Source organism: Collinsella sp. AF16-8, assembly GCF_003462695.1.
In the GTDB taxonomy this organism is placed as follows: domain Bacteria; phylum Actinomycetota; class Coriobacteriia; order Coriobacteriales; family Coriobacteriaceae; genus Collinsella.
Genome location: NZ_QRXX01000001.1, coordinates 379,685 through 401,994 on the forward strand (window position 1 = coordinate 379,685; position 22,310 = coordinate 401,994).

The following is a 22,310-nucleotide window of genomic DNA, read 5'->3' on the forward strand; positions in this document are numbered from 1 at the left end:
TTTCTTCGCTCGCGTATCCAGAAATCCACGCTCGAGCAGGACATCCAGATCCGCGCCCGCCCTTGTCTCGATCTGTAACAGCAAGAGGCCTATTCCGCTTCTACATGTTACAGATCAAGATATTCCTAAAACACCCTAAGTTTCATCTCAATCTGTAACAGTTAGATGCCGAATATCGGTCTTGGTGTTACAGATTTAGACAAACTGGAGGACGAGACAAACCAAAAACGGGATGGGCGCTAACCCGATGGCGCACCACCTAAATAGAAACGGGCTCTGTCCCACAAGGGAACAGAGCCCGAAACTCTCATGGAGCCAGTGACAGGAATCGAACCTGCAACCCACTGATTACAAATCAGTTGCGCTACCGTTGCGCCACACTGGCACACTTGGCGCTTTCGCGCGAAGCCTGTTAAGGATAAAGGAATTGAGGATGGGGCGCAACAGGCCCTTCGACCGACCACATCTCAAAACTATTCGCCAGAACGAATAGTTTCGTCTGTTCGCCAAAACAAAAAACTATTCGTTTTGGCGATGGCAAGTCCACAATCCAATAACTACAAGCCAGTGAATTGACCAGCCGAGTAGCTGGTCTCTACAGATACTCCCCTACCGGCCACGAAGGGCCTTGAGCTTGGCCAGGGCATCGGGGCTCAGGCGACTGCCCAGAGTCATCTTGATCTGCGGGGCTTCCTCTGCCTCGTGAACGTCGTTATCGATCTGTTTGATCTCGTCCACCAGCATGCGGCTCGAGATGCGCGTGACGCCCTTGCCCATGACGACGGCCTGAATCGTACCGTCGCTCGATACCACGGAGCACGCGCGGCCTTCCTCGCGTGCCTCGATGCAGAGCTTCTGCACCACGGTATCGGCAGAGACGCCCGTCGGCGAGAACTCGATGCGCACGCCGCGGGCCGGTAGGTTGGGGCGCTCGTTGGAGATGTTGCCCGCGCCGTCGAACACGATCACGGCCTCGTAACGGCCCTGGGCAAACGCCGCAACATCGTTGATGAGCGCGGTGCGCGCCATATCGTGGACGTCGCTGGAATATGGATCGTCGGAATGGTCGTAGACGAGCTTTTCGTAGCGCGGCGTGCAGTGGATCACGTTGTAACCGTCGACCACCAGCAGCTCGGGCTTGTTGGAGTGCACCGTCGAGACTGGGTCGGCGATAGCCTGCGCAAACGCATTGCCGCCCACGCCGTAGGTCGCGGCCGAAACAATCGGCTTGGCCGAGCCCTCGCCAAAGCGCTTGGCCTTGGATTTGGCGCGGTTCTTCTTGGACATGCGCTACTCCTCCCCCATGAGCTCGCCGGCATTGCGGCGCAGCCACTCAAAGCACAGCGCGGTGGTCGCCTGGGCCACATTGAGACTCTCGGTCATGCCGCGCTGGGGAAGCTTGGTCAAAAAGTCGCATTTCTCGAGCACCAGGCGCGAGATGCCGTCGCCCTCGGAGCCCATGACGAGCGCAACGCGGCCCTCGAAGGGAGCATCCCAGCAGCTGCCCTCGGCGTGCTCGGAAGCACCGCCCACCCAAAAGCCAGCAGCCTTGAGGTCGTCGAGCGCTCGAGCGATGTTGGGAACCTGTGCGATGGGCAGATGCATAACGGCACCAGCAGAGGTTTTGTAGCTGCCCACGGTCACACCGGCGGCGCGCTTGTTGGCAATGATGACGCCCACCGCGCCCACGACCTCGGCAGAGCGCACGATGGCACCAAAGTTACCGTCGTCGGTCACATGGTCGAGTACGACGACGAGCGCCGGGCCGTCACCCGCGCGGTCAAGGATATCGGCGACGTCCGCATAGGGGAAATTACCCACCTCGAGCGCAATGCCCTGATGAGCGCCATGGCTCGACAGCGCATCGAGCTGCGCGCGCGGCACATACTTAATGCGGACGTCCGCGGCGTTGAGATCGTCGACCAGGCGCGACAAGGCAGCATCGCGCTCCCCGCCCTCGGCGATGAGCGCGCACTTGATGGGAAAACCAGTGCGTAGCGCCTCGGCGGCAGCACGACGACCTTCGATAAACTCGCCCTTGGGAACCTCGACGTTATCGCGGCTACGCTCGCGCTGCGAGCGAGCAGCCTGTGAGCGCTCGCGCTGGCCCTTGGGAGCGGCAGCGCGATCGTTGCGGCGAATCGGACGCGAGCCAGAAGCGGCCTGCTTGCCGCCACGAGGCGCACGCTTGCGATTGTCGGCCATAAAGCGACCTCCTAAATACAACTATCAAACGAAACAAAATAAACGACCGCCCATGAATATTAATTCGGGCGGTCGGTACGGGTTTTCCAAGTGCCCGAGATTGCCATGAAAGAGGAGCGACACGTACTTGAGTACGCGAGCGACGGTTTGAACGGCAAGGTCGGGTGCTTGGAAAACCCGCAGGGATTAGAGAGACTTGATACGAGTGCCGGCGGCAGTGTCCTCGATCGTCAGGCCTAGGTCCTTGAGCTGGTCGCGGATGGCGTCGGCCAGATCCCAGTTCTTGGCGGCACGGGCCTCGGCGCGGGCCTCGAGAATCTTGGCAGCGGCCTCATCTACGTCGTCACCAGTGTAGGCAACCAAACCGGCGGCAACGCCCAGCAGGCCCAGCGGCAACTCGACCTTGGGCTCGGGAAGCTCGACGCCAAACGTATCGAGCAGCTCGACCAACGTATCGGCGGCAGCCAGGGCTGCGGCCTTGTCGGCAGCGTCGCCCGCCTGCTCCAGGTACTGGTTGCACTCGGTCACAAAGCCAAAGACGGCACCCATGGCGCCGGCGGTGTTAAAGTCGTCGTCCATGCACTCCTTAAAGGTGGCACGGGTCTCGGCGGCCTTGGCGGCAAACGCCTCGGATGCTGCCTCATCGGCATCGGCCGTCGCATGGTTCGCGGCCCAGCGCAGGTTCTCGACCGTACCGGCGATACGCGTGAGCGAGTTTTCAGCACCCTCCAGGCGCTCCCAAGAAAAGTCGAGCGGCGAGCGATAGCTCGTCTGCAGCATCAGCAGGCGCAGGGCGGCAGCGGAATGCTGCTCGAGGACCTCGGCCAGCGTAAAGAAGTTGCCGAGCGACTTGGACATCTTCTCGCCGTCGACCAGCAACATGCCCGTGTGCATCCAGGTGTTGGAGAAGCCCTGGTGCCAGGCGCAGGTGGCCTGGGCGCACTCGTTTTCGTGATGCGGGAAGGCAAGGTCGGAGCCACCGCCGTGGATGTCGATCGGAGTGCCCAGGTAGCGATGCACCATGGCGGCGCACTCGGTGTGCCAACCGGGACGGCCCTCGCCCCAGGGGCTCGGCCAGCTGGGCTCGCCGGGCTTGGCGGCCTTCCACAGGGCAAAGTCGAGCGGGTCGTTCTTGTCCTCGTTCTCCTCGATGCGCGCGCCCACCATAAGGTCGTCGATGTTGCGGCCCGAGACCTGACCATAGCTGGGATCACTGCGCACGGCAAAGTACACATCGCCGTTATCGGCAGCATAGGCATGGCCCTGCTCGATAAGCGTCTTGATCATGGCGATCATGGGGCCGATCTCCTTGGTTGCGCGGGGGCGCACATCGGGATCGAGCACGTTGGCGGCGCGCATGACGCCGATGAACTTGTCGGAGAACTCCGTCGCGACCTCGGCAGCCGTACGGCCTTGCTCGTTGGCGCGCTTGATGATCTTGTCATCGACATCGGTGAGGTTCTGGGCGAACGTGACCTCGTAGCCGCTCGCGATGAGCCAACGGCGGATCACATCAAAGCTGATGAACGTGCGGGCATTGCCGATGTGGATGTTGTCGTAGACCGTGGGGCCGCACACGTACATGCGGACCTTGCCGGACTCGATGGGCTGGAACTCTTCCTTTTTATGGGTAGCGCTGTTGTAGATACGCATTCGTTACTCCTTAACGGTTTTCTGTAGCAGGCAGACGGCCCAGGCGCCGATTCCCTCGCCTTGGCCTTCCCAGCCGAGCTTTTCGGTCGTAGTGGCGGCGACGCCCACGTTTTCGACGTCAACGCCCAGAGCATGGGCGAGGTTGGCGCGCATGGCATCGCGGTGCGGGGTGATCTTAGGCTGCTGGCAGGCAATGGTGCAATCGGCATCGACAAGCTCAAAGCCCAGCTCGCGCGCATAGTCCATCACGCGAGCGAGCAGCACCATCGAATCGGCACCCTCGTAGGCGGGATCGGTGTCGGGGAATAACTTGCCGATGTCTCCCCCGCGGCAGGCGCCCAGGATGGCGTCGGCCAAGGCATGCGCGAGCACATCGGCATCCGAGTGGCCCAGCAGGCCGCGCTCGTAGGGAATGTCAACCCCGCCGATGATACATCGACGCCCCTCCACCAAACGGTGGACGTCGTAGCCGTGGCCAATGCGCAGGTTACTGAACATGGGGAAGGTCCTCTCCCTCGGCCATGCGGCCAAGCAGAATCGCGGTTACGGGACGCAGGTCCTCGGGCACCGTCACCTTAAGGTTATCGCGCGGGCTCTGGACACAGCGGACGCGCCCGCCCATGCGCTCGACCAGCGAAGAATCGTCGGTCCCGATAAAGCCCTCGGCGATAGCTGCGGTGTGGGCGCGCTTCATGGCGTCGACGCTAAAGATCTGCGGTGTCTGCGCGGCCCAGTAGAGCTCACGCGGCGGCGTCTCGACGATATTGTCGCCGTCGACGATCTTGAGCGTGTCGATCGCGGGCTGACCGCATACGACACCGTCGAGCGAGCGGTCGCCCACAAGCACGTCGATCGCATGATCGATGGCCTCGGTCGTGATGAGCGGACGGGCGCCGTCGTGGATGGCGACATATTCGAAACCCGCCGGAACCGCATGCACGCCGGCACGGGTGGAATCCTGACGGGTATCGCCGGCATCGGCGAAGCTGATGGGCGTGTCATAGTCAAACGGATCGATGGCCAGGCGGCGCATCTCGGCACGGCGCTCGGCAGGACACACCACCACGATGTGGCCGACCTTGTCGCTCCGATCGAACGCGCGGATAGACCAGCTCATGAGCGGACGGCCCGCCACGTTAACGAGCTGCTTGCCGCCGGGATTTCCAAAGCGCTGGCCGCTGCCGCCGGCAACGACCACGGCGCATACGGGCGCCATTATGCGTTCCCCTGTTTGGTGCCCTTCATGCGGTACAGCGAGTCCGCAAGAATGGCAGGGTTGTTGACGCCAAAGTCGCCCAGGCGCTCCGGATCCTCGCTGATGTCATCCATGAGCTCCTGCAGCGAGCCGTACTCGTCGACGATCTTCTCGGCCACGCCGTCGCGCACGACGGACACGCGAGAAAGCGTGCGCAGGCCCAGCGGTGTCATGACGGAGTCCTCGTCCAAGTCATCGTAGCCCAGAACCGCCGCCACATGCTGCGGGTCGGACAAGTCCTTGGGCGTCATACGGCTCAGGTTGGCGCGGATCTTTTCGGCATTGGCCTCGGAGGAATCGCTCGCATAGTCGCGGATCATCAGGTCGTACTCGGTATCCATGCTGGAGCCGGCGAGCTGCTCGAGCTGCATCTGCACGAGCTTGCCCTGGTTGCCCAGCTTGACAATGCAATCCTTAAGCTCAGTCTTTGCCTGCTGCATGATCTCGAAACTCGAGAAAATGCCGGTGATGTCGGCGAGCGTAACGTAGTCGTCGAGCTCAAGGGCTGTCAGGCGCAGCAAGGAGCGGTCGAGCGACTGACGGGTGGTCTGAAGCGTGGCGACGAGCTGGTTGACCGAGCTCATGATGGTGGTGACAGGCTGGATCTCGTAGCTCTTACCGTGGACGTACACGTTGACGACGGCACGACGAGCCGAAACCGAGATCACGATGGCGTCGGTGAGCACCGACATGCGAGCGGCAGTACGGTGACGCATGCCCGTCTCACTCGTGGCGAGTGAGGGATCGGGATTGAGGTGGAAGTTGGCGCGCAGGATCTGGGTGAGGTCGCCATCGATAACGATAGCGCCGTCCATCTTGGAAAGCTCGAACAGGCGGTTCGAGGTAAACGAAATGTTGAGCGGGAAGCCGTCGTTACCAGCAGCGAGCACGTTTTCGGTGTCGCCGACGCAGATAAGGGCGCCCAGGTGACCAGCAATGATCATGTCGAGGGCGGTGCGAATCGGCTGACCGGGGGCAGTCAGGCGAATAGCCTGTTCCATACGCTTTTGCAGCTCGTTCTTATCCAAGGCATCGCTCCCATCGTATACGCTCCATAAACGTCAATAAGTTTCTCACGGTTTGCCCCTGTGACGCCCGCAAAATCCGATGCTTACAGAATGAGCGAACACAGCTGAGAGCCCCAATCCAAATGAGCTGCTTATGTGGTAGCATCGGGATTCGCATAAATGAGGGAGTAGTCGCGTGATCGGGTTCGCCTCCGGTGGCGCGGCAAGTCAACACACTGGCCGATGCGGCCTGGCTTGCCTTAATGAACGAGACTCGTGGCTGTGCGCGCAACGCGTACGCCACGGGTCTTTTTTTGTTACTCCCCCAAGAGGTACACGCGGGCCCGCCCGCAGAGAGGGAGCCAGACTATTGGACTCGCAGAGCTCGTGTTGCTCGCCGTTGGCCTTTCGATGGACGCCTTTGCTGTTTCCATTTGCAAGGGCCTTGGCATGAAGAAGATCAACCTTAAAGTCGCCGTGGTGCTCGGCCTGTTCTTTGGCGGCTTTCAGGCCGGCATGCCCGTAATCGGATGGGCGCTCGGCAGTCAATTCATGGGCATCATCGGACCCATCGACCATTGGATCGCCTTTATCCTTTTGGCCTTCATCGGCGGCAAAATGCTGTGGGAAGCCTTTACCGAAGACGAGGATGAAAGCGACGGCAAGGATGCCGAAAAGATTGACCTGGGCGAGTACCTGATCCTCGCCATCGCCACCTCAATCGACGCCCTGGCCGTGGGCATCTCGTTCGCCGCGCTTTCGGTCGACATCGTTCCCGCTGTATCGCTTATCGGCGTCACAACGTTTATCTTCTCCGTCGCCGGCGTAGCGATCGGCCACACCTTTGGCGCGCGCTACGAAAAACCCGCCACCATCGTGGGTGGCGTCGTACTCGTCCTCATCGGGCTTAAGATCTTGCTTGAGCACCTTGGGATCCTCGCACTGTAACGCCAAACACAATCGCTCAAAACTCAACGCCAGTACAAGGCCTCATGCAAAGTTTTGCATGAGGCCTTTTCGTGCAGACTTTTGCATGTCATACTGATATGCAAAAGTCTGCATGTTGGAGATCGCCGTGGATACCCTTCCCATCACCACACCGCGCCAAGCTGGCATCTACGTGCGCCAGGCACGCGAGACTCAGGGTCTCACCCGTGCCGCCCTCGCCAAAAAGGCCGGTGTTTCGGAGCGCCTGCTCGCATCGCTCGAGCTAGGCGATGCCACGGGCATTCGACTCGACAAGTTGCTGTCCGTCTTTAACGCACTCGGCATAGGTCTCTTTGCGCAAAGCGATAACGACTCCATCGCATCGCCCTCCGAACATCCGACGACGAAAGCGGACCTCCCTATCGCGAACTCGAATGCCCTGCCAAAGCCAAGCGTAGGCAGACGACCCGCTCGACAGGGAACGCCATCTTCCTATGGTGCCTTGCTGGCCCAAATCGCAGCCGAGCAAGGCCTTTCCGACACTTCAGACCTCTCCTTTGGCTGTAAGGTTGTGAAATAAATGGCAGAGATGGAGCTTGCGACCCTCATTTGTGGCGAAATCGCAGGCACTCTCCGGCAAGACGAGCATGGACTCTGCAGCTTTGTATACGCCCCAACCTATCGCGGAGCACCACTATCGCTTACAATGCCGCTTTCCAATCGCACGTATGGCCATAACATCGTCCGCCCGTTCCTATTTGGCCTTTTGCCCGACAGCCAAGAGCAGCGCCGCGCTATTGCCGCCGAGCATGACGTTGCATCCAACAACCCCGTCGCCCTCTTGTGCCATATCGGTCTTGACTGCGCAGGGGCCGTTCAGTTTTGTCGAACCGATCAATTAGGCGCCGCCCGCGGCAGGGTCTCGGCATACCGCCCGCTTACCAATTCTCAAATCGCTCACAAGCTCAAAGCAATTCGCGATGACGAAAGAGAGACATGGATGGGCTCCAACGAAAGCTGGTCCCTGGGCGGCAACCAAGGCAAATTTGCACTAGCTTGGCATGATGGCCAATGGTGCGAATGTCTAGGGTCATCCCCCACTACCCATATCTTCAAAAATGGTGTCGTTGGGTTCAAACATCAGGCCTTAAACGAATTCGTCTGCATGAAAACGGCTCGGCGTGTTGGCATTCCAACTGCCAACGTCTCCTATTGCACATTTGAAGACGAAGCCGCGCTCCTCGTTGAACGGTACGACAGAATGGTCAATAGCAGCGGAAATATCGAAAGGCTGCATCAGGAGGACTTTTGCCAGGCGCTCGGTGTATTGCCAAGCCAGAAATACACCGCCGACGGAGGACCAACCACACGAGACATCCAAGAACGACTGATTAACACAGTCCCCCACCACATGAATCTTGTGCTTTTTACCTATATGTTGTTCTATAACGCCATTATCGGAGCGCCTGACGCACACGCTAAAAACTACTCGCTCATCCTAGGTAAAGGCACAAACGCAGCGCTCGCACCCATGTACGATGTCGCATCGGGCTTGGCGTACGAGCGTATGCGCCGCCGGGCGCGCCTTGCCATGAGCGTTGGCGGCGAAAATCGAGTGGGGCGCATCGGTCCAGGCGCTATCCGCCGATACCACGGTATGGGCGACCCCGCGCTGGAGGCGGCGCTCACCGATGCCGGGCTATCCGAGAAGTTTTGCTTTGCGACCATGATGGACCTCGCCTACGAGGTGCCCATTTGCATGGAAGAGATCATGGACGAATACGCCGACCTGCCCGGCATGGCGGACCTGCGCGAGCACATGCTCGGCCCCGTCCGCGAAAACTGCCAGCGCACCCTCGACCTCATCAAGGCGGATATGGGCTAGGCGCCAATCAATCCACATTTCTTAAAAGAAGAGGGGGGCACCCGTCGCAAAAGTTCGGATGCCCCCTCTCGTAATGTCATTTGCAATCCGCTAGCACGTGGCTCGAACTGCTGCTAGCGCGACCCTTACGCGGCAAGGCGCTTGAGGACGTCGATGAGCAGCTCGTAGAAGCGCTCGGCAGAAGCGAGCTCCATGCTCTCGTCCGGGGTGTGGACATCGGAGAGCGTCGGGCCCACGGCGATGGCGTCCAGGCCGTGCAGGGCCTCAGCAAACAGGCCGCACTCAAGGCCAGCGTGAATGGACTCGATGCGCAGCTCGGAGCCAAAGAGCTCGCGATAGCTCTCGACAAAAACGTCGCGGACCGGCGAATGCTCGGCATAGCTCCAGCCGGGATACTCGAACTCGAACTTGGCGTCGAAGCCCAAGACATCGGCCAGCGTCTGCAGGCGGTCCTTGAACTCGTTCTGCAGCGAGGTGATCGAGGAGCGCGGGGACAGCATGATCTTGACCTGGTCGTCGGAAGTGGCGACCACGCCGATGTTGGAGGAAACCTCGACGGAGCCGTCAGTGGCGACGTTGCGGCGAATCACGCCGTTAGGGGCAAGACGCAGGGCGCGGATGAGGGCAAGCGCGGACTTCTGGTCCATGGCCTCGACCTCGGCGTCGTCGGCAATCTCGACGGTGCAGGTAAAGCCGGGGTCGAAGACCTCGAGCTCGGCAGTGACGTCGGCGATGATGTCCTTTGCGATCTGGGCCGCGGCCTCGGCGGCAGCGTGGTCGGCATAGACCAGAACAGCCTTGCACTCACGGTTGATGGCGTTGTCCTTGGTGCCGCCGTTAAAGCTCACGATGGCGGGCTCGCCGGCAACCATCAGGCGGTCGATGATGCGGGCCATGATGAGGTTGCCGTTGCCGCGCTCCAGGTGGATATCGCTGCCGGAGTGGCCGCCCAGCAGGCCGGAGATGTCGAGCGTGAGGGTGCTACCGGTCTTGTGCTCGCGCGCGATGGGGCAGGTGTAGGTAACGACGACGCCGCCGGCGCAGCTGACGGTGGCAACGCCCTCTTCCTCGGAGTCAAGGTTAATCATGGTGCGGGCGCTAATCTGGGACTTGTCGAGCGTCTCGGCGCCGACCAGGCCAGTCTCCTCGTCGGTGGTGAACACGCACTCGAGGGCCGGATGGGCAATCGAATCGTCGTTGAGCACGGTAAGCATAAGCGCGACGGCGATACCGTTGTCGGCGCCCAGAGTGGTGCCGTTAGCGGTGAGGACGCCGTCCTTGACGACCAGGTCGATACCATCGGTCGTAAAGTCGTGCTCAACGGAGCCCAACTTGTCGCACACCATATCGATGTGGCCCTGCAGCATCACGGTCGGAGCATTCTCGGCGCCGGCAGAAGCGGGCTTGCGAATGATGACGTTGTAGACCTCGTCCTGGTACACATCGAGGCCGCGCTCCTTAGCAAACGCAACCAGGAAATCGCTGATGCCCTTCTCGTTGCCAGACCCACGGGGGATCGCGCTGACCTCCTCAAAGAAATGGAACAGCTGGGCGGGCTCGTAGCCGGTGATCTTGTAATCCATGGTGCCTCCTTGGCGCAACTGGTTAGACAGTAAGACATGCGACTTGTATATTCCCAGACTTTGCGTGCATAAACCAGTCGAAAACGCCGAGCGCCCTTGCATCATCGGCTAACGGCGGGGAAACGCCACTTTATTAAGATAAAGCAGGCTAGACGGGCCGTGCCGAAGGGGCGTTGGACCCTTCAACCAACCTCAACGCCTGTTGAACATTAATGCATACACCATTGGTATGTTTAATAAGATTCTTGTCCTCCGTCACAACGTAATCGGCATCAATGCGATTGGCGACGCCCAGCATCAGGTCGTCCTCAAAGTCATTGTGGTGGTACTTGAACACAAAGGAGTCGAAGACCTCGTCTGCACCGACCGGGGCGATGAGGGCTAGCTCGCGCATCTGTCGAACGCATGCCCAAGCCGTTTCGTCTGCCGCCGCAATGGCGTTATCGCTCAGTGAGCCAGTCTTTCTTCGGCACTCCTGCTTGATTGCCGCCGAGACAAGATATGAAACGTCTTTGACCGAAAGCGACGAGGCAAACAGGGCAATCCGCTCCGAGGCGTCGGCAATCTCGATCAGATGGACGACATTTGCCGTACGGTCGGACCTGCCAGAAAAATAATCCATCCATACGTTGGTATCGATTAACAGCTTGAGGACGCCTTCTGTGCTCATAGTTCCACCCATTCGGGATAGCGCTCCGCCATGGCCTCCTCATAGAGGTCGTCATAGTCTCCCGAGAACTCAGGGATGGGGATGCCGTATTTGAGGCACGAATCGCGAACGATATGGCTGCCTTGCGCGGCCCTTGACTCCATGCGCTGGGGCTCCACTCCGTCAGAAACCGGAGCCGCCGCGTCTCCCTTCGAGGGCATGCGTCCGTTAACGACCAGATACTCCCAAAGTGTCCGAACGGCTTGTGACGGCGTCATGCCAATATGAGTCAGGACGGCGTCTCCCGCCTCTTTGAGCTGGCGATCTATACGCACGTTCATCTGAACTGGCCGCGTGTCGAGTATTGACGTAGGCATATCAGCTCCTTTGCTATACTAAATCTCGATTTTAGTATAGCACGGCAGATTGAAGCGCATTTCAATAGAAATGAGGGCGCTTCCTTATCGGAAACGCCCCCGTTATACAAGGTATGTTTAATCCCTACAGCGCACCAGAGCCGGCTTGCATCATACCGCCGGGGCCCGAGGTCACGCCGCCGCTCACGGGCGCGGCGTTGCCGGTGTGCGGTGCCGCCGGGGCGGTATCGCCACCGAGCGTGCCCGCCGGACGCGGTGCCGGGATCTCGCCCGTGCCATGGCTAAAGACAAACTTGCCATCGGCCACGTCGCACAGGACGGTATCGCCCTCACCCCACTCGCCGGCCAGAAGCTCCTCGGACAGCGGGTCCTCGATGAGCTTTTGAATAGCACGGCGCAGCGGACGCGCACCGTTGGTGAGGTCGGTGCCCTCGGCCACGATCTTGTCATAGGCCGCATCGGTGAGCTTGATGTTCATGCCGTTGGCAATCAGGCGCTGGCGCAGATCGTCCACCAGCAGGTGAGCGATCTTGGTCAGGTTCTCGCCCGAGAGCTTCTGGAACACCACGATGTCGTCGATGCGGTTGAGCAGCTCGGGGCGGAACAGGCGCTTGAGCTCGCCCATGGCGCGGCCGCGGATCTCACTCGAGGTGAGGCCCTGCTCGCCGGTGGTGCCAAAGCCAACGCTTGCATCCTGCGCAATCTCGCGGGCGCCCACGTTGGACGTCATGATGATCACGGTGTTGCGGAAGTCGACCGTCTTGCCCTGGCTATCGGTCAGACGACCCTCTTCCAGCACCTGCAGCAGGATGTTGAAGATATCGGGGTGCGCCTTCTCGATCTCGTCGAACAGCACGACCGAGTACGGGTGGCGACGAACGGTCTTGGTGAGCTGGCCGCCCTCATCGTGACCGACGTAACCCGGAGGGCTGCCGATGAGCTTGGAGACCTCGAACTCGCTACCGAACTCGGACATGTCGAAGCTGATGAGTGCGTCCTTGCTGCCAAAGAGGTACTCGGCGAGCGTCTTGGCAAGCTCGGTCTTGCCCGTGCCGGTGGGACCAAGGAAGATAAAGCTGCCGCCGGGGCGACGCGGGTCCTTGAGCGGCGAGCGGCTGCGGCGCACGGCCTTGGCAACGGCCTCGACAGCCTCATCCTGACCGATGATGCGCGTCTTGAGCACGCTTTCGGTCTGCAGCAGGCGCCGGCTCTCGCTCTCGGTAAGCGAGGATACCGGCACGCCCGAAGTCACGGACACGATATCGGCGATCTGACTCACATCGATGGTGAGCGGGCTGGCGTCGAGCTCGGCGGTCCAGGCAGCCTTGGCCTCGGCGAGTTCAATCTCGGCAGCCTTCTGCTGCTCGGTGATCTCGGCGGCCTTGTTCATGTCGTCGCTCTCGGTGGCCTCCTGCGCGGCGGCCTTGAGCTCCTCTATGCGATGCTCGGCCTCGCGCACCGGCTCGGGCGCGCGGTTGGCGGCGATGCGAGCGCGGGCACCGGCCTCGTCAATGAGGTCGATGGCCTTATCGGGCAGGAAGCGATCCTGGATGTAGCGGTTGGAGAGGTTCGCGGCGGCCTCGATGGCACCCTGCGTGTAACGCACGTGGTGGTGCTCCTCGTAGCGTGGCTTGAGCGCAGTCAGAATCTTGACGGTGTCCTCGACACTCGGCTCCTCGACATCGATGGTCTGGAAGCGACGCTCGAAGGCCGGGTCCTTGGTGAGGTACTTGCGGAATTCCTCGGCCGTGGTGGCGCCGATAATCTGGAAGGCACCGCGCGCGAGCACAGGCTTGAGCATGGAGCTCGCGTCGATGGAGCCCTCGGCAGAACCGGCACCGATGATGGTGTGCATCTCGTCGATAAACAGGATGACGTCGTCGGCTTCGGTTGCCTCCTGGATTACGTTCTTGAGGCGCTCCTCAAACTCACCGCGGTACTTGGCGCCCGCCACGAGGCCCGGCAAGTCGAGCGTCCAGATGTTCTGGTTCATAAGGTTCTCGGGCACGTTGCCGGCTGCAATCTGCTGAGCCAGACCCTCGACGATGGCCGTCTTGCCCACGCCGGGGTCGCCCAGAATGAGTGGGTTGTTCTTGGTGCGGCGCGAAAGAATTTCCATCATACGCTGGACTTCCTTTTCGCGACCAATCACCGGATCGAGTTCGCCGTCGCGCGCCTTCTGCGTAAGGTTGGTCGCGAACTGCTTAAGCGTATCGGTGCCGCTCCCCTTTTGCTGGGAGGCATCCGAGCCGCTAAAGAACGGCAGGCCCGTACCGGGACGACCAGCACCGGCGCCAGCGAGCGGGCGCTTCTTATCCTGGTCCTTGGCGGTGAGTTTCTCGATAGCCTTTTTGATGGAGGCGGACGACACACCCAGGCGCATGAGGATGTCCATGGCCATGCCGTTGCCCTCTTCGACGATGCCGATCAGCAAGTGCTCGGTCGACACGTAGGTCTGGTTGTTTTCACGCGCCACGCGGAATGAACGCTCCATCACGCTAATGACGAGCGGCGTAAAGGCGAGCTTGGCCGCCTCGGTCTCCTCACTGGGCTCGGGAACCGTGGTCTGGACCTCTTTGAGAGTATCCATGATGTCATCGTAGGAGATGTCGAGCGAACGCAGTGCCTCGGCGGCAATGCCCTCGTCCTCCTTAGCGAGTGCGAGCAGCAGGTGCTCGGTACCCACCTTATTTGAGTGAAGATCGAGCGCTTCTTGCTTGGCCATGGACATGACCTTGCGCGCGCGATCGGTAAAACGGTCTAACATGCTAGTTCCTCTTAGACGAGCTAGTTTTTTTCAAACGCAAAGCGCCGCCCCGCGGCAGCGCTTTGGTCTCTTTACCCATATGGAGTATATGTTAACCGTTGGGACCTTTCCCGCCCGTAGCCGCGCGACAACGTCTACAAAAAAGGAATTGCCAGGTGCCTCTGCATCGGCCCAACGAGCGTGGATTTTCGGACACCCATTCCACGAGCGTGGATAATCTCCCGTTTTGAGCCCGTAAACAGGCCAAAAACGGGAGATTATCCACGTTCATGTTTTGCGGATCAGTTTCATTTGCACCAATTAGCTGGTGTGGCGCCAGCGAGGGTCGGTGAGCGTACGCGCCACACCCAGGCCAACGGGCAAAAACGCCACGATGAGCACTGCACGCACAAACCAGCCGAGCATATTGACCGTGTCGAAGGTGCACATGTAATACATCGAGCGATACAGATACAAGCCCGGCACCATAATGACAATCGATGGCACCGTGAGGGCGATACGTGGGTAGGTGAGCTTGATTTCGGCTAAGCTCGCGAGCAGCCCCGATACCAACGCACCAGTAAACGCAGCCGCCTCGGGAGGCATGCCCGCACTCAGGCCCAAGAAGGGAAGCAGCGTCGGCGCATCGACGAGCGTAAGGCGCAAGGTATTAGACACGGCGCCGATGAGCCCTGCCGCTGCTGCCATCTTTACCGGGCTGTTGAACATAACCGAGAAGCCAAATACGCCGATAAAGCTCATCAGTATGCGCAAGAGCGTAAGAGCCAACGGTGAGAGGCCGAGCGGGGCGAAGTCATCCGGCGCCAGTCCCACACACTCGGCAACCATCCAACCTACGAGGGTCGCCATCACAATAATCGATACGGCATACGAAAGACGCTCGATACCGCTTCGCATGTCGAGCTTAGCGATGTCAAGGCCTGCCGTAATGAGGGGAAAGCCGGGAATCACAAAGAGCATGGCGCCGATATAGCCTTCTTGGTGCGACATTGCCCCCGGTATGACCTGGCCAAGGCCGAGCAATGCCAGCAGATACGAAACGCAAGCGAGCGCAACGCCGATCGTCAGCGCGCTAAACTGGCCAAGGCCCTGCTTGAGAATATGGGAACGAGCAAAGTTGCCAACACCAGCGCCCACGAACGCGCAGGCCATCTCGATAGGGCCGCCGCCGAGCAAAAAGACAAAGGCGCCGCAAGCACAGGCCGCCGCAAGGCCCTGTTGCCAGGGAGCGTAATCGGGCTTTGAACTCTCAACGGTCTTGAGCATCTCGTGGTACTCGTGCACGGTAAACCGGCGCCCGTAAATCTCGATTTCCTTTAAGAAGCTCTCCATCATCCAAATGCGATGAGTATTGACGCCCGTTGTGGGCAAGCTGACGACCTCGTTAAAGCAGTGACCATCTTCGATACAAGTACACTCAAACGATAGGAGACTTAAGTCAACGTGGATGGTGACACCGAGTACGGCGGCGACGCGATTCATGGTATCGCGTACACGCCAGGCACCCGTTCCGCTCGCGAGCATAAGCATACCGGTGCGGCAAATGATGGATGATTTATCGGTGAGCGGCGCATCGACGGCAAGCTCATCGCCTGCCGTCACGATCTGGCACCAGTCGGTTTTCATATGGAGGGCGCCGGCACGCACACCGTGGTGCAGAGGGACTCTTGAGAGCAGCGAATCATGGCTCGAAGGCTGTGGGGGTTCCGTCGATTCGACCTCGTCCTCGTCGGGCCCTTCATCAACAAGGCCGAAAGCATCGAGCGCCGCCGGCTCGCGACGATCGATCAATTCCTCGTCCTCATCATCAAAATAGTTGAACTGATTGAGCATATCCTCTTCGATTGCACGATCGCTCGCGTCGTCCATACAGACGCTCCCTTCCTACCGACTAACCCCCATCCTAGGCAGCGACGGCTAAAGGAAACATAAAAGAGACGACTGTCATGCATGGAAGGCGTAAACCCCCAATGCACCGGTAGACCCCAGGCGGCTAGGACCGTCCCCAAGTGCCGGCACAAGAGGAACGTCCCTAAGTGCCAACCAGGGCAACGCCGCAGGTAGAGGACGGACAGCGAAAGCCCGCCAGAGCGAGCAAGGTCCTTTTGGGGCGAGATGACACCATAGGTTGAGCATAAGTCAGCGAGCGGGCCGCATTTGAGACAAGGTGACGTGAAACGAAAGGGCGCTGACCTTCTGGTCGCGCCCTTGAAATTGAACGTCAGATTGTCCAAATGCGGCCCGCGCAGCGTCGAGCCGTTACGCGGTTCTACGAACCGCGTAACTAGTTAGTACATCTTTGCGCCGGCGGGGATGGAGGCGTCGAGCTGGATCAGGTTGAGACGCTCCTCACCATCCTCCTCGTGGATAGCGCTGATGAGCATGCCGCAGCTGGGAATGCCCATCATCTTGCGCGGAGGCAGGTTGGTGATGGCGAGCAGAGTCTTGCCGACCAGGTCCTCGGGCTCATAATAACCGTGAATGCCGGAGAGGATGGTGCGGTCGGTGCCGGTGCCGTCGTCGAGCGTAAAGTTCAGCAGCTTCTTGGACTTCTTGACGGCCTCGCATGCCTTGACCTTCACAGCGCGGAAATCGCTCTTGGAGAAGGTATCAAAGTCGACGAACTCCTCGAACAGCGGCTCAACGGCGATCTTGGAGTAATCGAGCGTGGGTTTAAGCGACTCAACGAACGGGCTCGCGGCGTTGCCGGCCTCGGCAGCCTTGGCGGCAGCGGCACCGGACTGGAAACCCTTCTCGGGCTTCATGTGCGGGAACAGCAGCACGTCGCGGATGGAAGCCTGGTTGGTGAGCAGCATGACCACGCGGTCGATACCGATGCCGATGCCGCCCGCGGGAGGCATACCGTACTCGAGGGCGCGCACGTAATCCTCGTCGTACTCCATGGCCTCGTCGTCGCCGCCAGCCTTCTCGGCCATCTGGGCAGCGAAACGCTCGGCCTGGTCGACCGGGTCGTTGAGCTCGGAGAACGCGTTGGCGTACTCGTGACCGGCAATAACCAGCTCAAAGCGGTGCGTCAGGCGCGGGTCGTCCTCAAAGCGCTTGGCAAGCGGGCTGACCTCGATGGGGTAATCGCACACGAACGTGGGGTTGACGATGGTGTCCTCGCCCAGCTCATCGTAAATCTCGGCGATGATCTTGCCAGCAGTCCACTCGGGCTTGATCTCCAGGCCCTTCTCGCGAGCGGCGGCAGCAAGCTCCTCGACCGGCGTATCGATGGTAACCTGCTTGCCGAGCACGTCGGAGACGATGTCGGTCATGGGACGGCTGGCCCACTCACCAGAAAGGTCGATGGTCTGGCCCTGGTACTCGATAACCTCGGGGTTGCCGATGGCCTTGTTGGCCGCCTTGATGACACCCTGGGCGAGCGCCTTCATGCCCTCGAGGTCGGAGAAGGCACGGTATGCCTCCATCGTGGTGAACTCGGGGTTGTGGGTAAGGTCCATGCCCTCGTTACGGAAGATACGGCCGATCTCGAACACGCGCTCAAAACCGCCGACGATGCAGCGCTTGAGGTGCAGCTCGGTGGCAATACGCAGGTAGCACTCCTGATCGAGCGCGTTGAAGTGGGTAATGAACGGCTTGGCCGTGGCACCACCCTGGATGGTCTGCAGGATGGGGGTCTCGACCTCCATGTAGCCGTCGGACTCCATAAAGCGACGGAAGGTGGAGAGAATCTGCGAACGCTTACGGAAGGTCTCGCGAACGTCGTCGTTGGCGATCAGGTCGACATAGCGCTGGCGATAGCGGGTCTCCTTGTCGGAAAGACCGTGGAACTTCTCGGGCAGCGGACGAACGGCCTTGGCAAGCAGGGTCGCGCTCTTAGGGGCAACGGAAAGCTGGCCGCGCTGGGTGCGCACAACCACGCCGGTCACGCCCAGGATGTCGCCCAGGTCGAGGGACTTGAGCGTATTCCAGGCAGCCTCGTCCATGTCGTTGATGCGGCAGAACAGCTGAATCTCGGCAGTCGCATCGCGCACGACGATGAACATGATCTTGCCCTGACCGCGCTTGGCGACCACACGGCCGGCGATCTTCACGACGTCCTCGGTGTCCTCGCCATCGGCAAGCTCGGCGTACTTAGCCTCGATATCGGCAACGTAGTCCTCAAGCTCAGAGTGCTCGGGATAGGGGTTCTGGCCCGCCTCGAACAGGGCGGCGCGCTTGGCCAGGCGGGTGGCGCGCTCGTCGTTGAGCGTCGATGCCTGATCGGCGGCGTTCTGGTTCTCTGCCATAAGTTAGCTCCTCAAACTAAAACGCTCCCCAGGATTCGGTCCCAGGGAGCGAAAACATACCTTTACGCGGGACCGTGGTCTAGCGTGCAATCTTGGCGATGGTGTAGACGCGAGTCTTGCCGGAAGGCGTAACGACTTCGACGGAGTCGCCCTCGCCGTGACCGATGATGGCGTGGCCGACCGGAGACTCGTTGGAAATCTTGTGCTCGAGCGAGTTGGTCTCGGTGGTACCGACGAGCGTGACTTCCATGACCTCACCGTTGGGATCAATCAGAGAAACGGTGGAACCGATGGAGACGGTCAGGTCGCCCGTGGTGGCAGCAACCTGAGCGTTGGCGAGGATGGCCTGGATCTCGGCAATACGAGCGGCGTTCTGGGCCTGCTTGTCCTTAGCGGCGTCGTACTCGGAGTTCTCCGAAAGGTCGCCGAACGCGCGGGCTTCCTTGATGTCCTCGACGATCTCCTTGGCGTAATCACCCTCACGCCAAGCGAGCTCCTCGACGAGCTTCTGGCGGCCCTCAGCGGTCAGTACGATCTGGCTTGCGTCCATACGGATATCTCCCCAACTCTGATCAAACAATCAACTGTCAACAAAACGAAAAAGACCGGCTAGCCTGCGGGCAAGCCGGTCAGGTGCTCACCCCAAAGGGATGGGACTACTCTGCGTCCGCGTCGCTGTCCTCTGCCTGCTTCTTCTTGGCAGCAGCGAGCTTGGCCTCGAGCTCAGCGATCTCCTTGTCCTCCTCGGACTGCTCGACCACGACCTCCTCGGCCTGCTTGGTCTCGGCCTTATCGTCGCCCTCCATACCCTCACGGATATTCTTGACGGTAGAGCCGAGGGACTTGCCGAGCTTCGGCAGGTTCTTGGGCCCGAAGATAATCAGGACAACGACGAGAATAATGATGAGCTCAGGAGCCCTCAGTCCAAACATGTAGACCTCCACAATACAGCGAGACAAGCTCGAATGAGTATACCGCGGGTATCGCGGTATCACAACAATAGCTAAAAAAAGGGACCGCAAGAAGCGGTCCCTCCTCATGCTCTGGTCGGGTTGACTGGATTTGAACCAGCGACCCCTGCGTCCCGAACGCAGTGCTCTACCAAACTGAGCCACAACCCGTTGGCTCGACTATAGTAACAAAGATTTTCGCCGCGTGCTAGATAATTTTTTATTTCTTTGGCGCTTCGATGCGAACCGTGTTGGGAATGAGCTCCGTCGCGCAGGACCACCAGCCGTTTTGCAGGGCAGTGTCGGCAAGCCTTTCGGCCGTGGCGGCGGTGTCGCAAATGGCAAATGAGCAGGCACCCGATCCGCACACATCTACAGCAACGGTGCCGTCCTGTTTACGCAGCCAATCGAGAACCATTTGAATCTGCGGCTCCATCTGTGCGGAAATGACACCTAGGTTGTTATGGATGAGCGCATATGCCATCTCGGCATCACCAGCATGCAAGGCAGAAGCTATCGCGCCGGGCTTGTCTGCAGGCACCGGAGCCTCGTCAAAACGTCGATAGGCTTCAATTGTTGAAACGCTTGCCTCGCGCGGCTTGACCAACACGACGGGCGTTGCGAGCAGCGCGGGATACTCAGTTGCCAGCACGTCTCCCCCACCTACGTAGAACGCAAGGCTCGCGTGCAAAAAGAACGGGACGTCAGCACCAATACCCCGCGCAATGTCGTCGAGCGCGGGGTCGGTGCGATCAATTCCCCAGAGCTCCGCCAAGGCGACAATGACCGCGGCCGCATCCGTCGAGGGGCCGCCCAAGCCGGCGCACAATGGAATGCGCTTCTCAATCGTCACGCAGATGTTTGCCTCGCGACCATAATGCTCGGCCATAGCAACCGCAGCCCGATACGCCGTATTCTTTTGCATGGGAAAGTCGGATGCCGGAATCGTCTGGACGGTCAGCGCCTGCGCCGGCGTAACCGTCACGGTATCGACAAGACCGACGGCTGCCATCAGGGAATCGACCCTGTGGTAGCCGCGGTCATCGCGCTCGGTATGAACCCCCAGGTAGAGGTTAATCTTTGCCGGCGCGGAAAGGGTCAGGGACCGATCGGTCACCGCTAGTGCTCCTCGAGCTGATTGCCGAGCGGGGTAAAGATATGCTCGCCGCTCTCGGGGTCGAACAGCTCGACCTGACCGGTGAGGACATCGATATACTGGTAGGACTGACGCGACTTGCGGCCGCGACGCTCGTCAACCTCGACGATAAAGACGGCGGGGTGGACGCTCTTGATGGTGCCCATGCGCTCGACGACGCGGGTGCGGCCCATGTTGGCCTTCACCTTGACGCGATCGCCCACCATATCGGTCAGCTTCTCGTGGATGTCGTCGACGTGATTGACTTCCATCTCTTCCATGAACAGGGCCTCCAGAAGGTGCAATTCAAAAAGGGGATAATACCCCTAAGATAGACAAAACTCTAATACTATAGCACCCTGCTGCCGCCATACGCAAGTAGCTAAATAAGCCCCGTCCCAAATACGTACCAGAAGACAACCTCGCATGACCAGTTGTTACGCGGTTTGGTAAAACCGCGTAACCTAAAGGTTGTCCGTGTCCAAGACGATGGTGAATGGGCCGTCGTTGACCAAGTCGACTTTCATATCGGCGCCAAAGATGCCGTGCGCCACGTGTTCGACATCTTGACGAACGAGCGTCAGGAAGTACTCGTAGAGCTCGTTGGCAACATCGGGCGCGCCTGCATCGGTAAACGACGGACGGCGACCGTGGCGGCAGTCAGCGAACAGCGTGAACTGCGACACCACGAGCACCTCGCCGTCGACATCGGCAAGTGCCAGGTTGGTCTTGCCGTTCTCGTCCTCGTTGATGCGCAAGCCCCGGAGCTTGCCCCACAGCTTATCGGCCTCGGCGCGCGTGTCGCCGTGGCCCACGCCCAGCAGCACCAGATAGCCGCGCCCAATTTTGCCCACGCACTCGCCGTCGACCGTCACGCCGGCGTTGAGTACGCGCTGCACCACCGCACGCACGGTCTACTCCTCGCCCGTCAGTTTGGCGGACAGATGCTCGAGCGCGTGGAAACGATGGCTGATGGCGTTCTTCTCGTCCGCCGTCAGCTCGGCCATGGTCTTGCCCGGCGTGTCGACCGGCAGGAACAGCGGGTCATAGCCAAAGCCGTGATCGCCGCGGCCCTCGTGTGCGATAACGCCCTCGCAGGCGCCCTCGCCATAGGTGACCAGACCATCCGTGTCGATAAGCGCAACGACGCTCATAAAGCGCGCGGTGCGGTCCTCGTCCGCCACGCCTTCCAGGTTAACGAGAAGCTTGGCGTTGTTGGCGGCATCGTCTCCGTGCACGCCCGCATAGCGCGCGCTATACACGCCCGGCTCGCCGTCAAGCGCGTCGACGACCAAGCCCGAATCGTCGGCAATGGCCATGAGCCCCGTCTCTTCGACGGCAGCCTGCGCCTTGATGATGGCGTTCTCCAAAAACGTCGTGCCGTTTTCCTCGGGGTCCTCAAATTCGCCCAGCTGGCCGAGCGCCACAAAGCGCACCTCGGGCATGACCTTGCCCAAAATGGCCTCGATCTCGGTGAGCTTATGGGCGTTGCCCGTTGCCACGACAATGGTCGCCGCCGGGTCGAGGGTGTCGATGTCGATCTTCTCAAGTGCCATGAGTGGTCTCCTTGTCTCTATAGCAATGCCGCGCCGAGGGCGACGAGGGCCTCCGCCTCTCCCCTCTCAATCAACGGCAGTCTTATACTTCGACGTTTTCCCAGATAA

General features: G+C 60.2%; 21 protein-coding genes and 2 tRNA genes. 3 read left to right on the plus strand and 20 right to left on the minus strand.

The annotated features are described in order from the left end of the window. Positions 1-310 precede the first annotated feature (310 nt). From DWW73_RS01685 to disA, 7 genes are all read right to left on the minus strand, one after another. Positions 311-385 (minus strand) — tRNA-Thr (locus tag DWW73_RS01685). 224 nt (positions 386-609) lie between these two features. Then, complete coding sequence (locus DWW73_RS01690; RefSeq protein ID WP_055309418.1) at positions 610-1,287, minus strand: NYN domain-containing protein; 678 nt, start codon at positions 1,285-1,287, stop codon at positions 610-612. A gap of 3 nt (positions 1,288-1,290) precedes the next feature. Beyond that, positions 1,291-2,205, minus strand: a complete 915-nt coding sequence (gene rlmB / locus DWW73_RS01695) for a 23S rRNA (guanosine(2251)-2'-O)-methyltransferase RlmB (protein WP_117778575.1) — start codon at positions 2,203-2,205, stop codon at positions 1,291-1,293. A gap of 186 nt (positions 2,206-2,391) precedes the next feature. After that, a complete protein-coding gene (cysS, locus tag DWW73_RS01700) occupies positions 2,392-3,858 on the minus strand; it encodes a cysteine--tRNA ligase (RefSeq protein WP_117778576.1) in 1,467 nt (488 codons plus the stop codon). Positions 3,859-3,861: 3 nt separating this feature from the next. After that, the gene (gene ispF, locus DWW73_RS01705) at positions 3,862-4,356 is read right to left on the minus strand and encodes a 2-C-methyl-D-erythritol 2,4-cyclodiphosphate synthase (RefSeq protein WP_117778577.1); all 495 of its coding nucleotides are present in this window, start codon (positions 4,354-4,356) and stop codon (positions 3,862-3,864) included. Then, on the minus strand, positions 4,346-5,074 hold the full coding sequence (gene ispD, locus DWW73_RS01710; RefSeq protein ID WP_117629251.1) for a 2-C-methyl-D-erythritol 4-phosphate cytidylyltransferase: 729 nt from the start codon (positions 5,072-5,074) through the stop codon (positions 4,346-4,348). The genes ispF and ispD overlap by 11 nt, the downstream gene beginning before the upstream one ends. Continuing rightward, positions 5,074-6,114, minus strand: a complete 1,041-nt coding sequence (gene disA / locus DWW73_RS01715) for a DNA integrity scanning diadenylate cyclase DisA (protein ID WP_369831362.1) — start codon at positions 6,112-6,114, stop codon at positions 5,074-5,076. Before disA ends, ispD begins: the two co-directional genes overlap by 1 nt. 456 nt (positions 6,115-6,570) lie before the next feature. On the opposite strand from disA, the gene DWW73_RS01720 reads away from it, so the two are divergent. The 3 genes from DWW73_RS01720 to DWW73_RS01730 all read left to right on the plus strand — a co-directional run bounded on the left by DWW73_RS01720 (position 6,571) and on the right by DWW73_RS01730 (position 8,932). Further along, positions 6,571-7,068, plus strand: a complete 498-nt coding sequence (locus tag DWW73_RS01720) for a manganese efflux pump MntP family protein (protein WP_233509084.1) — start codon at positions 6,571-6,573, stop codon at positions 7,066-7,068. 127 nt (positions 7,069-7,195) lie between these two features. Then, a complete protein-coding gene (locus DWW73_RS01725) occupies positions 7,196-7,627 on the plus strand; it encodes a helix-turn-helix domain-containing protein (RefSeq protein ID WP_158563763.1) in 432 nt (143 codons plus the stop codon). Then, entirely contained in the window at positions 7,628-8,932 is a 1,305-nt protein-coding gene (locus DWW73_RS01730; protein ID WP_117778579.1) for a type II toxin-antitoxin system HipA family toxin, read from the plus strand. Positions 8,933-9,057: 125 nt separating this feature from the next. Here the strand turns inward: DWW73_RS01730 and DWW73_RS01735 are convergent, their stop codons facing one another. The 13 genes from DWW73_RS01735 to rdgB all read right to left on the minus strand — a co-directional run bounded on the left by DWW73_RS01735 (position 9,058) and on the right by rdgB (position 22,202). Then, positions 9,058-10,515, minus strand: coding sequence for an aminoacyl-histidine dipeptidase (locus tag DWW73_RS01735; protein WP_117778580.1), 1,458 nt, complete (start codon positions 10,513-10,515; stop codon positions 9,058-9,060). Positions 10,516-10,663: 148 nt separating this feature from the next. Next, positions 10,664-11,185, minus strand: coding sequence for a PIN domain-containing protein (locus DWW73_RS01740; protein WP_117655056.1), 522 nt, complete (start codon positions 11,183-11,185; stop codon positions 10,664-10,666). Further along, positions 11,182-11,541, minus strand: coding sequence for a type II toxin-antitoxin system RelB/DinJ family antitoxin (locus DWW73_RS01745; RefSeq protein ID WP_117758657.1), 360 nt, complete (start codon positions 11,539-11,541; stop codon positions 11,182-11,184). The genes DWW73_RS01740 and DWW73_RS01745 overlap by 4 nt, the downstream gene beginning before the upstream one ends. Positions 11,542-11,665: 124 nt before the next feature. Continuing rightward, positions 11,666-14,308: an ATP-dependent Clp protease ATP-binding subunit gene (locus DWW73_RS01750; protein ID WP_117637594.1), complete on the minus strand. Its 2,643-nt coding sequence runs from the start codon at positions 14,306-14,308 to the stop codon at positions 11,666-11,668. Between the two features lie 300 nt (positions 14,309-14,608). Further along, positions 14,609-16,177, minus strand: coding sequence for a threonine/serine exporter ThrE family protein (locus DWW73_RS01755; protein WP_199413446.1), 1,569 nt, complete (start codon positions 16,175-16,177; stop codon positions 14,609-14,611). Positions 16,178-16,596: 419 nt separating this feature from the next. Continuing rightward, positions 16,597-18,561 carry a lysine--tRNA ligase gene (gene lysS, locus DWW73_RS01760; RefSeq protein ID WP_117778581.1) on the minus strand — a complete coding sequence of 655 codons (1,965 nt, stop codon included), beginning with the start codon at positions 18,559-18,561 and terminating at the stop codon, positions 16,597-16,599. Between the two features lie 79 nt (positions 18,562-18,640). Continuing rightward, entirely contained in the window at positions 18,641-19,111 is a 471-nt protein-coding gene (greA, locus tag DWW73_RS01765) for a transcription elongation factor GreA (RefSeq protein WP_006234960.1), read from the minus strand. 106 nt (positions 19,112-19,217) lie between these two features. Continuing rightward, a complete protein-coding gene (tatA, locus tag DWW73_RS01770) occupies positions 19,218-19,493 on the minus strand; it encodes a twin-arginine translocase TatA/TatE family subunit (RefSeq protein ID WP_022094895.1) in 276 nt (91 codons plus the stop codon). Positions 19,494-19,605: 112 nt separating this feature from the next. Then, positions 19,606-19,682, minus strand: a tRNA-Pro gene (locus DWW73_RS01775). 49 nt (positions 19,683-19,731) lie between these two features. Further along, on the minus strand, positions 19,732-20,628 hold the full coding sequence (gene ispE / locus DWW73_RS01780; protein ID WP_117778582.1) for a 4-(cytidine 5'-diphospho)-2-C-methyl-D-erythritol kinase: 897 nt from the start codon (positions 20,626-20,628) through the stop codon (positions 19,732-19,734). Positions 20,629-20,630: 2 nt separating this feature from the next. Further along, complete coding sequence (locus tag DWW73_RS01785) at positions 20,631-20,927, minus strand: Veg family protein (protein WP_006234957.1); 297 nt, start codon at positions 20,925-20,927, stop codon at positions 20,631-20,633. Positions 20,928-21,110: 183 nt separating this feature from the next. After that, positions 21,111-21,557 carry a D-aminoacyl-tRNA deacylase gene (dtd, locus tag DWW73_RS01790; RefSeq protein ID WP_089572532.1) on the minus strand — a complete coding sequence of 149 codons (447 nt, stop codon included), beginning with the start codon at positions 21,555-21,557 and terminating at the stop codon, positions 21,111-21,113. Positions 21,558-21,560: 3 nt separating this feature from the next. Continuing rightward, positions 21,561-22,202 carry an RdgB/HAM1 family non-canonical purine NTP pyrophosphatase gene (rdgB, locus tag DWW73_RS01795; RefSeq protein WP_117635961.1) on the minus strand — a complete coding sequence of 214 codons (642 nt, stop codon included), beginning with the start codon at positions 22,200-22,202 and terminating at the stop codon, positions 21,561-21,563. Positions 22,203-22,310 lie beyond the last annotated feature (108 nt).

Bases quoted from the DNA above. Each gene is read 5' to 3' on its own strand.
- DWW73_RS01690 (WP_055309418.1), bottom strand. From the start codon at position 1,287: ATGTCCAAGAAGAACCGCGCCAAATCCAAGGCCAAGCGCTTTGGCGAG.
- rlmB (WP_117778575.1), bottom strand. From the start codon at position 2,205: ATGGCCGACAATCGCAAGCGTGCGCCTCGTGGCGGCAAGCAGGCCGCT.
- cysS (WP_117778576.1), bottom strand. From the start codon at position 3,858: ATGCGTATCTACAACAGCGCTACCCATAAAAAGGAAGAGTTCCAGCCC.
- ispF (WP_117778577.1), bottom strand. From the start codon at position 4,356: ATGTTCAGTAACCTGCGCATTGGCCACGGCTACGACGTCCACCGTTTG.
- ispD (WP_117629251.1), bottom strand. From the start codon at position 5,074: ATGGCGCCCGTATGCGCCGTGGTCGTTGCCGGCGGCAGCGGCCAGCGC.
- disA (WP_369831362.1), bottom strand. From the start codon at position 6,114: ATGGAACAGGCTATTCGCCTGACTGCCCCCGGTCAGCCGATTCGCACC.
- DWW73_RS01720 (WP_233509084.1), top strand. From the start codon at position 6,571: ATGAAGAAGATCAACCTTAAAGTCGCCGTGGTGCTCGGCCTGTTCTTT.
- DWW73_RS01730 (WP_117778579.1), top strand. From the start codon at position 7,628: ATGGCAGAGATGGAGCTTGCGACCCTCATTTGTGGCGAAATCGCAGGC.
- DWW73_RS01735 (WP_117778580.1), bottom strand. From the start codon at position 10,515: ATGGATTACAAGATCACCGGCTACGAGCCCGCCCAGCTGTTCCATTTC.
- DWW73_RS01740 (WP_117655056.1), bottom strand. From the start codon at position 11,185: ATGAGCACAGAAGGCGTCCTCAAGCTGTTAATCGATACCAACGTATGG.
- DWW73_RS01745 (WP_117758657.1), bottom strand. From the start codon at position 11,541: ATGCCTACGTCAATACTCGACACGCGGCCAGTTCAGATGAACGTGCGT.
- DWW73_RS01750 (WP_117637594.1), bottom strand. From the start codon at position 14,308: ATGTTAGACCGTTTTACCGATCGCGCGCGCAAGGTCATGTCCATGGCC.
- DWW73_RS01755 (WP_199413446.1), bottom strand. From the start codon at position 16,177: ATGGACGACGCGAGCGATCGTGCAATCGAAGAGGATATGCTCAATCAG.
- lysS (WP_117778581.1), bottom strand. From the start codon at position 18,561: ATGGCAGAGAACCAGAACGCCGCCGATCAGGCATCGACGCTCAACGAC.
- greA (WP_006234960.1), bottom strand. From the start codon at position 19,111: ATGGACGCAAGCCAGATCGTACTGACCGCTGAGGGCCGCCAGAAGCTC.
- tatA (WP_022094895.1), bottom strand. From the start codon at position 19,493: ATGTTTGGACTGAGGGCTCCTGAGCTCATCATTATTCTCGTCGTTGTC.
- DWW73_RS01785 (WP_006234957.1), bottom strand. From the start codon at position 20,927: ATGGAAGAGATGGAAGTCAATCACGTCGACGACATCCACGAGAAGCTG.
- rdgB (WP_117635961.1), bottom strand. From the start codon at position 22,202: ATGGCACTTGAGAAGATCGACATCGACACCCTCGACCCGGCGGCGACC.